Source organism: Streptomyces sp. C36 (genome assembly GCF_040932295.1).
GTDB classification, from domain to species: Bacteria; Actinomycetota; Actinomycetes; order Streptomycetales; family Streptomycetaceae; genus Streptomyces; species Streptomyces triculaminicus.
In genome coordinates this window covers 454,331-467,486 of sequence record NZ_JBFQGI010000002.1, presented here as the reverse complement: position 1 = coordinate 467,486, position 13,156 = coordinate 454,331, and the positions used below count along the sequence as shown (strand labels likewise).

General features: G+C 70.2%; 11 protein-coding genes. 2 read left to right on the top strand and 9 right to left on the bottom strand.

Annotation, left to right across the window (positions count from 1 at the left end; genetic code table 11):
* Window positions 1-2: 2 nt before the first annotated feature.
* Entirely contained in the window at window positions 3-2,456 is a 2,454-nt protein-coding gene (locus AB4K12_RS07670; RefSeq protein ID WP_368433482.1) for a phosphoribosyltransferase, read from the bottom strand.
* Entirely contained in the window at window positions 2,453-3,616 is a 1,164-nt protein-coding gene (locus tag AB4K12_RS07665; protein WP_368433481.1) for an HpcH/HpaI aldolase/citrate lyase family protein, read from the bottom strand. Before AB4K12_RS07665 ends, AB4K12_RS07670 begins: the two co-directional genes overlap by 4 nt.
* A 206-nt stretch (window positions 3,617-3,822) precedes the next feature.
* Between AB4K12_RS07665 and AB4K12_RS07660 the strand changes: the two genes are divergently transcribed.
* Window positions 3,823-4,740 carry a TerD family protein gene (locus tag AB4K12_RS07660; protein ID WP_368433480.1) on the top strand — a complete coding sequence of 306 codons (918 nt, stop codon included), beginning with the start codon at window positions 3,823-3,825 and terminating at the stop codon, window positions 4,738-4,740.
* A 76-nt stretch (window positions 4,741-4,816) separates the two neighbouring features.
* Here the strand turns inward: AB4K12_RS07660 and AB4K12_RS07655 are convergent, their stop codons facing one another.
* From AB4K12_RS07655 to AB4K12_RS07630, 6 genes are all read right to left on the bottom strand, one after another.
* On the bottom strand, window positions 4,817-5,569 hold the full coding sequence (locus tag AB4K12_RS07655) for a Tellurium resistance (protein WP_368433479.1): 753 nt from the start codon (window positions 5,567-5,569) through the stop codon (window positions 4,817-4,819).
* A gap of 100 nt (window positions 5,570-5,669) precedes the next feature.
* Entirely contained in the window at window positions 5,670-6,806 is a 1,137-nt protein-coding gene (locus tag AB4K12_RS07650; protein ID WP_368433478.1) for a DUF475 domain-containing protein, read from the bottom strand.
* Between the two features lie 47 nt (window positions 6,807-6,853).
* Entirely contained in the window at window positions 6,854-7,429 is a 576-nt protein-coding gene (locus AB4K12_RS07645; RefSeq protein ID WP_086568875.1) for a TerD family protein, read from the bottom strand.
* A gap of 156 nt (window positions 7,430-7,585) precedes the next feature.
* The gene (locus AB4K12_RS07640; RefSeq protein WP_086568873.1) at window positions 7,586-8,161 is read right to left on the bottom strand and encodes a TerD family protein; all 576 of its coding nucleotides are present in this window, start codon (window positions 8,159-8,161) and stop codon (window positions 7,586-7,588) included.
* Between the two features lie 171 nt (window positions 8,162-8,332).
* Window positions 8,333-8,791, bottom strand: coding sequence for a peroxiredoxin (locus AB4K12_RS07635; protein WP_362250994.1), 459 nt, complete (start codon window positions 8,789-8,791; stop codon window positions 8,333-8,335).
* A 179-nt stretch (window positions 8,792-8,970) separates the two neighbouring features.
* Window positions 8,971-9,393 (bottom strand): DUF3052 domain-containing protein, encoded by a 423-nt coding sequence (locus AB4K12_RS07630; protein ID WP_086568869.1) that lies wholly within the window; start codon window positions 9,391-9,393, stop codon window positions 8,971-8,973.
* A 484-nt stretch (window positions 9,394-9,877) separates the two neighbouring features.
* Between AB4K12_RS07630 and aceE the strand changes: the two genes are divergently transcribed.
* Window positions 9,878-12,610: a pyruvate dehydrogenase (acetyl-transferring), homodimeric type gene (gene aceE / locus AB4K12_RS07625; RefSeq protein WP_368433477.1), complete on the top strand. Its 2,733-nt coding sequence runs from the start codon at window positions 9,878-9,880 to the stop codon at window positions 12,608-12,610.
* A 94-nt stretch (window positions 12,611-12,704) separates the two neighbouring features.
* On the opposite strand, the gene AB4K12_RS07620 is transcribed toward aceE, so the two are convergent.
* A complete protein-coding gene (locus tag AB4K12_RS07620) occupies window positions 12,705-13,082 on the bottom strand; it encodes a peptidase inhibitor family I36 protein (protein ID WP_368433476.1) in 378 nt (125 codons plus the stop codon).
* Window positions 13,083-13,156: the final 74 nt, after the last annotated feature.

Sequence of the window (13,156 nt, the reverse complement as noted above, 5' to 3'; positions counted from 1 at the left end):
GGTCACTTGGCGGCCACCGCCTTGCCGTCGGTGCCGGTGGCGCCGCGGGTGTAGCGGGGGTGGATCAGGCCGACGCAGCTGTAGGGCAGGTCGTCCACCTCCTCCACGGGGACGCCTCGCTGCTCGGCGAGCAGGCGGACGTGGTCCAGGTCGGCGCCGGTGCCACGCCGGGCGAGGATCTTCCAGGGGATGCGGCGCAGCAGGACGCGCGTGGTCTCCCCCACGCCCGGCTTGACGAGGTTGACGTCGTCGATGCCGTACTCCGCGCTGATCCGCTCGACGGCCGCCCAGCCCGCCCAGGTGGGCGTGCGGTCGGCGGCGGCGAGCTCCTTGGCCTCGCGGGCGACGGCCTCCTCGGCCTCGCCGAAGCGCGCCGAGACGGTGTCGAGGAAGGTGCGGGAGACGTCGGCGCCGGCCAGCTCGCGGTAGAACTTCGCGCCGTGGAAGTCGCGCGGCCCGACGAGGTCGGCGCGCAGGACCGTGCGCGAGATGAGGCCGGAGACGGTGGAGTTCAGGCAGGCCGAGGGGATGAGGAAGTCGTCGCGGGTGCCGTAGGTGTCCACGCAGTGCCCGGGGTCGGCGAGGACCGCCAGCCGCGGGTCGAACCCGGCGGGCGCGCCGGCGCCCTCGAAGGCCTGGGCCAGCTCGCGGGTGATGGCGCCCTTGCCGGTCCAGCCGTCGACGAAGACGACGTCGGCCGGGTCGTGGTGGGCGGCGATCCAGCGCAGGGCGTTGGGGTCGATGCCGCGGCCGCGCACGATGGACACGGCGTAGTGCGGCAGGTCCAGGCCGTGCGCGTGCCGCGCCCAGCGGCGCATCAGCACGCCTACGGGCGTCCCGGCGCGGGCGAGCGAGACCAGGACCGGGCGGGGCGATCGCTCGGCGAGCACCGTCTCCGTGACGACGCCGACCGCGCGCGCCATGCGGTCGGCCGACGCCTCGAGGGCCGCGTGGTAGGCCGCCTGGTAGCGCTCGCTGGGCTGGTACTCCACCGGCAGCGACTCGGCGTAGTGGGCGCCGCCGCTCTGGATCGCCTCCTCCCGCTCCTCGGTGGGCGCCTCGAGGTCCACGGCGGACAGGTCCTGCAGCAGCCAGCCGACCTCGTCCGGGGCGTAGGAGGAGAAGGCGGGGCCGCGCAGCGGTTCGCCTCCGGCACGGTGGGAGGGGATCACGGCGAGCAGCACCTTTCGGGCGTGCGCGGCCAGCTGGTCCAGCAGACCGCCGGGAGCGTGCAGTTCGGGAGTGTCGGCGGTGGAGTCGGTCACCACGACGACGGTGTCGAAGCCGGCACCGGCGACGTTGTAGGCGTACCGCTCGCCGGCCCCCTCCGGGGCGGGGAAGGCGATCCGCGAACGGATGGCGTAGCCGGGGTCGTCGACGGGCAGCACGGGTGAGCGGGTGGTGGTGGAGAAACGAACGCCGGCCGCCTCGCCGAGTGCGTCCTGCAGCGCCTGAGCCAGGCGCAGGGGGGCGTACATCAACTCCTCGGTGCCGAGGACGAGGACGCGGCCGGCCCCCGGCGGGAGGGCGGAGAGGACACGGGCGGCCATGTCCGGCAACTCGGCCTCCAGCCGCACCCGGTGGTCCGGGGTGAAGCCGTGGCGGCCGCCATCGGGCAGGCCGACCGGCCACCCGAGCTCAACCCTCTGCGCCGGTGGGCGATCGTGCCGCCAGGCGGTGGGGGCACCTCCCAGCGGTAGCCGGGGGAGAGCAGGCGCCGGCGTACCCGCACCCGGCGACGATGCCGCAGCAACCAGCTCCTGCCCCCGCTCCAGCACCCCGTCCGGCAAGGACACCGTGCCGGACGCCAGCGCGACCAGATCGACCCGCGCACCCAGCCCGCCCGCGAACTCGTCCAACCGCGCGCGATCGCGCGCGTCCCGCATGTCCACCAGCGCCACGACCACGTACCGCCCCCGTGGGAACCGCGCGTGGAGCGCCGCGATCGTGTTCAGTACCGTCCGCCCCGTCGAGAACTCGTCGTCGACGAGCACCAGCGGGCCGTCGCCCGCGAAGAAGTCCGGGTCCTCCGGCAGCAGCAGGTGCGACGTGGCGTGGCTGTGCTCCTCCTCGAACCCGCCGACGGACGGCACGCCGGGCACGGCCCGCCGGGTCGAGTGCAGGTAGGGGGCGAGGCCGATGCCGTCGGCCACCGCGTGGCCCAGGCCCGTGGCCGTCTCGGCGTAGCCGAGCACCACCGCCCGTGCGGCGTCGGCGTCGCCGAGCAGGGCCCGTACGCGGCGGCCGAGGCCGGCGCCGGCCTCGTACACCGCCTCGGGGGACGCCGGCACGTGCTTGCCCAGCACGTTGGAGACGAGCAGGTGCGCTCGTTTCGGATTGCGCCGCAGGGCCAGGCCCAGCAGCTCCGGAAGGCGGGCGTCGCCTTCCAGCCCGACGCCCAGCCGGTCCGCGACCCACTGTCCCGACCACACCACGTGCGAACTCTCCTCGCTCATACGTCCTGCAATCCCGCCGCCAGCAGCTCGACGAAGCTGACCTCTTCGCGCGCGACGCCGAAGACCTCGGCGCGCCGCATGGTCCGCTCGGCCCAGGCCCGGTGCGGTTTCACTTCGTTCATCTTGTTCGTGTAGGCGGAGCGCATCACTCCACCACCGTCGCGTTCCGGCCGCAGGATGTCCTGCGCGTCGCTGAACTCCTCGTGGCTGACGACGGAGAGCGCGTGCACGGGGGCGACGTGCGTGGGGTGGATGCAGGTCTTGCCCTGCAGGCCGTTGGCGCGGTCGAGCTGGATCTCGCGCAGCAGGCCGTCCATGTCGTGCTCGATGAGCGCGGTGCGCAGGGCCTCGGCGGGGCCGGCGAAGGGGCTGCGGCGCAGCTGGGGCTTGAACATCCGCTCGGGCTGGGGGAAGTACTCCCAGACCGGGCCGCTGATGGTGAAGCCGCTGCCGTCGGCGCGGCCCAGCACATTGACGACGTCGGCGATGACGGAGGCGACGAGCTTGACGTCGTAGGCGGTCATGTCGGGCGCCCGGCGCAGCCCGTACGCCGAGCAGAAGTCGGTCACGCCGAGCCGCAGCGCCAGCACCCGGTCGCGGTACTTGTCGACGGCGCGGGCGATGCCGGTCAGGGTCTCGGTGCGGGTCTCCAGGTGCAGGAGCTCGGGGGACTCGAGGACGGGCATGGCGAACAGCCGCCGACCGCCCCGGGCTTCGGCCTCGGCGAGCGCCTCGAGGAAGGGAAGGCCGCGTTCCTCGGTGAACTTGGGCAGGACGAATCCGGACAACAGCCGCCCGGCGGGGCCCAGGCGCCGTACGAGGTCGGTGATCTGGCCGGGTTCGCGGACCCGGACGAACAGCAGCGGCAGGTCGTCGCCGGAGGCGGCCAGCTCCGTGAACTGCCGGACGAGGTTCTCCTCCGCGCCGGCGACGTCCGCGTCGCCGATGGAGTCCTCGAGGCACAGCACCATGGAGACCACCCCGCGCCGCGCCTGTTTGTGTATGTCCCGGGCGAGGGTGAGGCGGGTGGCGGGGCTGTAGAGCGTGGCGCCGAGGGCGACGGCGAGCGTGGGGGCGGGGGAGTCGGCGGTGAACTCGCCGGGCTCCCTATGGAACAACCCATTCCGCACCGCAGACGCAAGGTGCCCGAAATGCCTCATCGCTCTCCCCGGATGCCGCGGCCTGGACGCCTTCCCACCGGGCCGGCCGGCACGAAGTGTGGCCGATTATCGTACGTCCGGAGGAGGGTCAAGAGTTCCCCAAGGACGTGAAAAACTCATGACGGCCGTGGATCCGTCCGGTAAGCGGAGGAGGTCCGGGGCCCCTGCGTTGTCCGCCGGCCGCACGAGGGGGCAGGATTGCCGACATGACGCACGCCATGCTGAAGGGGTCGAACATCCCGCTGGAGGCCCCCACCGTACGGGCCGTACTGCGCTGGACCCCCGGCCCGGGCGTCCCGGACGTGGACGCCTCCGCCCTGCTGCTCGGTGACGACGGCCGCGTGCGCTCGGACGAGGACTTCGTCTTCTACAACCAGCCCCGGCACCCCTCCGGCCTGGTCCGGCACCTGCCCAAGAAGCGGCTGGTCGAGGGGGCCACGGACTCGCTCGAGGCCGACCTGACGGCGCTGGACCCCTCCGTGGCGCGCGTGGTGCTGGCCGCCTCGGCCGACGGCGGCACCTTCGGGCAGGTCAGGGACCTGTGCGTGCTGCTGTACGACGCCGCGCGGACGGCCGCCGGGACGACGGACGTCGCCCCCGTCGCCCGCTTCGACGTCACCGCGGAGACCGGCGACGAGACGGCCATGCTCTGCGGCGAGCTCTACCGGCGCGGCGACGCCTGGAAGTTCCGCGCGCTGGGCCAGGGGTACGCCTCCGGCCTGGTCGGGCTGGCCACGGAGTTCGGGATCTCGGTGGACGAGTCGGAGGAGGGCGCCGGCGCGGGCGCCTCCACGCCGGCGTCCGGCACCCCCTCGGCCATCCCGGAGCCCGCCGCCGAACCGCTGCCCGAGGCCGCTCCCCCGGCCGCCGCGCCCGCGCCCGGCTACGCCTATCCGCCGCCGCCCCCGGCACCGCCCACGGTCCCGCCGCAGCCGTCGTACGGCTACCCGCCGCAGTACCCTCCGGCCCCGGCGGTCCCGGCCGCCCCGGCGGCCCAGCCGTCGTACGGCTACCCCCAGCACGGCACGCCCCAGCCCTCCTACGGCTACCCGCCGCAGCGGCCCGTGCCCGACCCGGCCTTCCGGCTGCCCCCGCAGGGTCCGCAGTTCCAGCCCGACCGCTGAGCCCCGCCGCTGAGCCCGGCGACCGCCGAATCCGCCGGCCGCCGAGTCCACCGGCCGCACGGGCCCGCGGCCGCGGTCAGACCTTCGTCTTGTAGCCGCGGCCCCACTGCAGCCCCCAGCCGTAGAGCCGGTCCAGCTCGGACTGGAAGCCGTAGACGTACTTCATCTCCCGCCGCACGAGGATCTCGCCCTTGACGTTCTCGATCAGCACCACGGCGCACGACCGCGCCTCGGGGGCGCGCTCGTGCAGCGCGACCTCGAGCCGGGGGCCGTTGCCGGGATAGAGCGTCACCGTCGCGTGTGTACGGTCGAACGCCGGTGTGCCGTCGTAGATGTAGACGAAGATCAGCAACCGCTTGAAGTCGTCGCGGTGGTCCATGTTGATGTAGATCGTCTCGCCCGACCCCGAGCCGAACCGGTCGTCGCCGCTGAGCTGAACATACGGCGGCGAGTTGACGCTGCCCAGTATGTTGCCGAGCGGCTGGACTACGCCCTTGGACCCGTCCTGCAGCTCGTACATACAGGCGAGGTCCAGGTCGACGTCGACCATGGCCGGCCCCTGCGCCTGCACCACCTGCGGCGTGAACTTGCGCAGCGGGTGCCGCAGCCCGGACAGGCCCAAGCCGCCGGAGGGCCGCTCGCCGAAGTCCGAGGTGCGCATCCGCCAGGACAGGTTGACCCGCAGGTTCCCGGTGGCGGCACCCTGCTTGGTCAGCGAGAACGTGGGATGCCGCCTGGTCAGCTCGACCGAGCCGTTGGAACCGCCGGCGTCGAACTGGCGGGCGGCGGCGCCTCCCCAGTTGCCGAAGAGCTTCTCCCATACCGACATTGCCGAAAACCCCCACATGAGCAGCACACATGCCACGGGGCGGCCGTGAGGTTGATCCTCGCGACCGCCCCGGTGAGAGCGTTCCTCAAATGTGCCGGGGTCACACCCCGGAGGAGACCTCGGCCTTCGCGCCGGAGCCGTCGCCCGGGCCCGCCTCCCTGCGGTTGCGCACCACGGAGGACCAGAACGACAGACCGATCAGCACGACACCGATCGTGCCGGTGACGACCTCGCTGATCTCGTGCTTGATGGTGATCAGCAGGATGACGGCCAGCGCGCCGATGGCGTAGTGCGCGCCGTGCTCGAGGTAGACGTAGTCGTCCAGGGTGCCCTTGCGGACCAGGAAGACCGTCAGCGAACGGATGTACATCGCACCGATGCCCAGGCCCAGCGCCATGACGAAGATGTCGTTGGTGATGGCGAAGGCGCCGATGACACCGTCGAAGGAGAAGGACGCGTCGATGACCTCGAGGTAGAGGAACAGGAAGAACGCGGCCTTGCCCGCCAGTCCGACGACCGAGGGGCCGCCCTTGGCGGACGCCTTCTCGGCCTCCTCCTCGGCCTCTTCCTCCTGCTCGAGGCGGTCCTCGAAAAAGCCGGAGACGCCGCCGACGATCAGGTAGGTCACCAGGCCGCCGATGCCGGCCAGCAGCACCGTGGTGGCCTTGTCGACCGTGCCCACGCCGTCGTGGACCGGAACGGCCGTGGCGAGGGTGGTGGCGGTGATGAGCAGGACGACCAGCGCGACGACCGTGGAGAGCGTCTCGAGCTTGCCCAGCCGGGCCAGCGGCTTCTCCAGCCACGCCAGCCACTTGATGTCCCGGTCCTCGAAGATGAAGTCCAGGAAGATCATCAGCAGGAACATTCCGCCGAAGGCGGCGATGGCCGGGTGGGCGGCGGTGACCAGTTCCTCGTAGCGGGCCTTGTCGTTGATCGCGAGATCGACGGCTTCGAGCGGGCCGAGCTTCGCCGTGATCGCGACGATGACAATGGGGAAGACCAGCCGCATGCCGAAGACGGCGATGAGAATGCCGACCGTCAGGAAGATCTTCTGCCAGAAGGCGTTCATCTTCCGGAGGATTCCGGCGTTGATCACCGCATTGTCGAACGAGAGCGAAATCTCCAGGACGGAGAGGATCGCGACGATCGCCAGCCCCTGCCACCCCCAGAGAACGCCGGCCAAGGCCAGACCGGCCGCCGTGATGGCGAACGACCAACCAAAGGTTTTCAGGAGCACTGGCTACCCAATCCTTCGCTGTTCGGGATGACCGCGCGGACGCGGCTTTACGAAACGTTGACCCCGAAGTCTAGGGCGATGCCCCGCAGGCCCGACGCGTACCCCTGACCGACCGCGCGGAACTTCCACTCGCCCCCGTACCGGTAGACCTCGCCGAAGATCATCGCGGTCTCGCTGGAGGCGTCCTCGCTCAGGTCGTAGCGGGCCAGTTCGCTGCCGTCGGCCTGGTTGACCACACGGATGTAGGCGTTGCTGACCTGGCCGAAGCTCTGCCCGCGCACATCGGCCTCATGAATGGAGACCGGGAATACGATCTTGTCGCACACGGCGGGCACCTTGCCGAGGTCCACCAGGATCGACTCGTCGTCGCCGTCCCCCTCACCGGTGAGATTGTCACCCGTGTGTTCGACGGAGCCCTCGGGACTCTTGAGGTTGTTGTAGAAGACGAAGTACTCGTCTCCCAGCACCCGGCCCGCGGCGCACAGCAGCGCGCTGGCGTCCAGGTCGAAGGGGGCTCCCGTGGTGGAGCGCGCGTCCCAGCCGAGGCCCACGGTCACGTTGGTGAGGTTCGGCGCGGCTTTGGAGAGGGAGACATTGCCTCCCTTGGCGAGCGTGACACCCATGATCTTGCTTCCTCCCCGAGTTCAGACGATTCGCCCGTGCGCGTCCGGCGCCGCACTCCCCGGAGGGTGTGCGGCGCCGGACGAACAGCTCGCGTGCGACGGTCGGACGCTCGTCGGACCGTCGGACGTTGACGCCTCTCAGACCGTCTCAGACCGTCAGACGTTGACGCCGAAGTCCTGCGCGATGCCGCGCAGGCCCGAGGCGTAGCCCTGACCGATGGCGCGGAACTTCCACTCGGCGCCGTTGCGGTACAGCTCGCCGAAGACCATGGCGGTCTCGGTCGAGGCGTCCTCGCTGAGGTCGTAGCGGGCCAGCTCGGTGTTGTCGGCCTGGTTCACGACGCGGATGTAGGCGTTGCGGACCTGGCCGAAGCTCTGCTGACGGGACTCGGCCTCGTAGATGGAGACCGGGAACACGATCTTGTGGACGTCCGCCGGGACACCGGCCAGGTTGACCTTGATGACCTCGTCGTCGCCCTCGCCCTCACCGGTGAGGTTGTCACCCTGGTGCTCGACGGAGCCGTCGGGGCTCTTGAGGTTGTTGAAGAAGACGAAGTTCTGGTCGTTGGCGACCTTCCCCTGGTCGTTCGTCAGCAGGGCGCTGGCGTCCAGGTCGAAGTCCGTACCGGTGGTGGTACGGGCGTCCCAGCCGAGACCGACGACGACCGCGGTCAGGTTCGGGGCCGCCTTGGTCAGCGAGACGTTGCCGCCCTTGCTGAGACTGACTCCCACGAGTCCTCCATTGGTTCGAGGGGCCAGGCCGGACCCGTGCCCCCGGTTGTGCGATGGCATCCGATCAACGTTTTGATCCTAGTGACCGGTTCCCACCGATTACAGGCTCTTGCGCGAAGGACGTCCGCGGCGCCCGCCGGGGTTGCGCACCCCGGCCGCCCCGGGAGTCGCTCAGAGAGCGGCCAGCGCCTTGGTGTACTCGTTCAGGTCACGCGCGTCGGGCAGGCCGTTGACGATCGTCCAGCGGACGACGCCCTCCTTGTCGATGATGAAGGTGCCGCGGACCGAGCAGCCCTTCTCCTCGTCGAACACGCCGTAGGCGCGGCCGGCCTCGCCGTGCGGCCAGAAGTCCGACAGCAGCGGGTACTCGAGGCCCTCCTGCTCGGCGAAGACGCGCAGGGAGAAGGGCGAGTCGCTGGAGACGGCCAGCAGCTGGACGTCGTCGTTGGCGAACTGCGGCAGCTCGTCGCGCAGGGCGCAGAGCTCGCCGGTGCACACACCGGTGAAGGCGAAGGGGTAGAAGAGCAGGACGACGTTCTTCTCACCGCGGAAGTCCGAGAGCCGTACGGTCTCGCCGTGCTGGTTCTTCAGCTCGAAGTCCGGAGCCTTGTCGCCTACGACGATTGCCATGGTTCGCATCCCTCTCTCGACGGGAGCCGGCGCCCGGGGGCGCGTACGGCCCCGCCCGCCGGCGCGGGTAGGCGCCCAGTGTGTCACTGCGCCCGGCGCGCAACGCACCGCGCCCCCCGGCAGTCGGACTGCGGGGGGCGCGGAGGCGGTTTTCGGCTGCGGCGTGGGGCCGCCGTCGGTCAGCGCTTGGGGGCGACCAGACGGGCGCCGGACCAGTCCTTGGCCACACTGACGCTCTTGGTCTGGCTCAGCCCGGCGGTCTGCGCCGCCTCGCTGACGTCGCTCGGCTCGACGTAGCCGTCACGGCCGGTCTTGGGGATCAGCAGCCAGATGACGCCGCCGTCCTCGAGCAGACCGATGGCGTCCACCAGCGCGTCCGTCAGGTCGCCGTCCTCGTCGCGGAACCAGAGCACGACGGCGTCTGCGACGTCGTCGTAGTCCTCGTCGACGAGGTCCTGGCCGGTGATCTCCTCAATGGCCTCGCGGAGCTCCTGATCGACATCGTCGTCGTAGCCGATCTCCTGGACCACCTGTCCGGGCTGGAAACCCAGCCTGGCGGCAGGGTTGGTCCGCTCCTCCGCGTGGCCCGCGGTCGCGCTCACGGATTGCCTCCTGTCATCTTTCGAGAAATGTTCTTGTGGTCCCCGCGTGCGCGAGGCATTGGGCGTAGTCCACACGTGACGGACCGATCGCGCAAGTACCCGGCCATCGGGCCCGCCGAAACGTTGACGGACGCGGACGTCTCATGGCAACTCCAACCATCAGGCAGCAGGCCCAAGTGATTCACGCCACAGCGTTCCGTCGGGTTTGCGAAGTTACTCCGTGCGATTACCGGAACCGGGCCCGAACGGCCGTACGCGAGGGACCCTCCATGGGAGCGTAAGGTTGCGATTTGGCCGCCCCCAACGGCCTACCTTCGACGCTTCGTCTCGTGAGTGGTGGTTACCGCTCAGTAGAGATGACGTTTCCGCCGCCGCGGTCCACGATGGGAGCCGGCGCGACATAACAGCAGAGAAGTAATTGACCCGCGTGCGCAGCATGACCCGCGTGCAGAGCACGACACGCCCCGAACAGCGAAGGAACAGCGTGGCTTCCGGATCCGATCGCAACCCGATCATCATTGGCGGCCTTCCCAGCCAGGTCCCGGACTTCGATCCCGAAGAGACCCAGGAATGGCTCGACTCGCTCGACGCAGCCGTCGATGAGCGAGGCCGGGAACGTGCCCGCTACCTCATGCTTCGCCTGATCGAGCGGGCTCGCGAGAAGCGCGTGGCCGTGCCCGAGATGCGCAGCACGGACTACGTCAACACCATCGCGACCAAGGACGAGCCGTTCTTCCCCGGTAACGAGGAGATCGAGCGCAAGATCCTTAACGCGACCCGGTGGAACGCGGCCGTCATGGTCTCGCGCGCGCAGCGCCCGGGCATCGGCGTCGGCGGCCACATCGCCACCTTCGCCTCCTCCGCCTCCCTGTACGACGTGGGCTTCAACCACTTCTTCCGGGGCAAGGACGAGGGTGACGGCGGCGACCAGATCTTCTTCCAGGGCCACGCCTCCCCCGGTGTGTACGCCCGTGCGTTCCTGCTCGACCGACTGTCCGAGCAGCAGCTGGACGCCTTCCGCCAGGAGAAGTCCAAGGCGCCCTACGGCCTGTCCAGCTACCCGCACCCGCGCCTGATGCCGGACTTCTGGGAGTTCCCGACCGTCTCGATGGGCCTCGGCCCCCTCGGCGCGATCTACCAGGCCCGCATGAACCGCTACATGGAGGCGCGCGGCATCGCCGACACCTCCAAGTCCCACGTTTGGGCGTTCCTGGGCGACGGCGAGATGGACGAGCCCGAGTCGCTCGGCCAGCTGTCCCTGGCCGCTCGCGAGGGCCTGGACAACCTGACCTTCGTCGTCAACTGCAACCTGCAGCGCCTCGACGGCCCGGTCCGCGGCAACGGCAAGATCATGCAGGAGCTGGAGTCGCAGTTCCGCGGCGCCGGCTGGAACGTGATCAAGCTGGTGTGGGACCGCTCCTGGGACCCGCTGCTGGCGCAGGACCGCGACGGCATCCTGGTCAACAAGCTCAACAGCACCCCCGACGGTCAGTTCCAGACGTACGCCACCGAGACCGGCGCGTACATCCGTGACCACTTCTTCGGCGACGACCAGCGTCTGCGGAAGATGGTCGAGAACATGACCGACGACCAGATCCTGCACCTGGGCCGTGGCGGTCACGACCACAAGAAGATCTTCGCGGCCTACGCGGCGGCCAAGGCCCACAAGGGCCAGCCGACCGTGATCCTGGCCCAGACGGTCAAGGGCTGGACGCTCGGCCCGAACTTCGAGGGCCGCAACGCGACCCACCAGATGAAGAAGCTCACGGTCGAGGACCTCAAGCGCTTCCGCGACCGTCTGCACATCCCGATCGCGGACAAGGAGCTGGAGTCCGGCCTGCCGCCGTACTACCACCCGGGCAAGGACTCGGAGGAGCTCCAGTACATGCACGACCGGCGCAAGGCGCTGGGCGGCTACGTACCGAGCCGTGTGGACCGCTCCAAGCCGCTCGTCCTGCCGGGCGAGAAGGCCTACGCGCCCACCAAGAAGGGCTCCGGCCAGCAGTCGATCGCCACCACCATGGCCTTCGTCCGCCTGCTGAAGGACCTCATGCGGGACAAGGAGATCGGCAAGCGCTTCGTGCCGATCGCCCCCGACGAGTACCGCACCTTCGGCATGGACTCGCTGTTCCCGTCGGCGAAGATCTACAACCCGCTGGGTCAGCAGTACGAGGCCGTGGACCGCGAGCTGCTGCTGGCGTACAAGGAGTCCCCGACCGGTCAGATGCTGCACGACGGCATCTCCGAGGCGGGCTGCACCGCCTCGCTGATCGCCGCCGGCTCCGCCTACGCCACGCACGGCGAGCCGCTGATCCCGATCTACGTCTTCTACTCGATGTTCGGGTTCCAGCGCACCGGCGACCAGTTCTGGCAGATGGCCGACCAGCTGGCCCGAGGCTTCGTCCTCGGCGCCACCGCCGGTCGCACCACCCTGACCGGTGAGGGCCTGCAGCACGCCGACGGTCACTCCCACCTGCTGGCCTCGACCAACCCGGGCGTCGTCGCGTACGACCCGGCGTTCGGCTTCGAGATCGCGCACATCGTCCAGGACGGTCTGCGGAGGATGTACGGCGAGAACGCCGAGGACATCTTCTACTACATGACCGTCTACAACGAGCCGATCCAGCACCCGGCCGAGCCGGAGAACGTGGACGCCGAGGGCATCCTCAAGGGTCTGTACCGCTTCAAGCAGGGCGAGGCGGGCGCCATCCCGGCGCAGATCATGGCCTCCGGTGTGGCCGTGCCGTGGGCGATCGAGGCCCAGCGCATCCTCGCCGAGGAGTGGAACGTCAAGGCGGACGTCTGGTCGGCGACCTCCTGGAACGAGCTGCGCCGCGACGCCATCGAGGTGGAGGAGCACAACCTGCTCCACCCGGAGGAGGACCAGCGTGTCCCGTACGTGACGAGCAAGCTCGCCGACGTCGAGGGCCCGAAGGTGGCCGTGTCCGACTGGATGCGCGCCGTCCCGGACCAGATCTCGCGCTGGGTGCCCGGCACGTACACCTCGCTGGGCGCCGACGGCTTCGGCTTCGCGGACACGCGTGGCGCGGCCCGTCGCTTCTTCCACATCGACGCGCAGTCGATCGTCCTGGCGGTGCTCACCGAGCTCGCCAAGGAAGGCAAGATCGACCGCTCGGCCCTGAAGCAGGCCATCGACCGCTACCAGCTCCTGGACGTGGCCGCGGCCGACCCGGGCGCCGCGGGCGGCGACGCGTAAGCGCTCGCGCTGACGGTCAGCAGTAGCAACACCTGAGCCCCCGGCCGCGGAAAGCGGCCGGGGGCTCAGGCGTACCCGCGGACGTCGGCGGAGCTCAGCGCTCCCACACCTTGTACGCCCGCACGACGTACGGGGACTCGGGCACCCAGCTCCCCGACGGATACGTGTCGAACTCGCCGGTCTCACCACACGTCGCACTCTGATACGTGGTGACGGGCCTGCCCGTCCGGTTGACCAGCGACGCCGCCGTGACTCCCTGCGGCAGCGCCACACAGCTCTCGATCTCGATGCCGGCCAGCTCGCTCACCTGCCGCTGCCCCCGGAATTCCGTCTTGGGCCACAGGCACAGCTGCCCCGCGGAGCACGTGCCGCCGGTACCCCCGGGCCTCGCGCTCGCGCCGGGCGCGCTCATGAGGAGCGCGGCGGCGACGGCGGTGACGGTGACGGCCACGGTGCTGATGCGCGTACGCATATGGGTTCCTCCCCCTGTCGGTTGTCCGAACGGGAAGGAGTCTTCCGAGCGGTGATCATCGCTGCCAAGAGCGC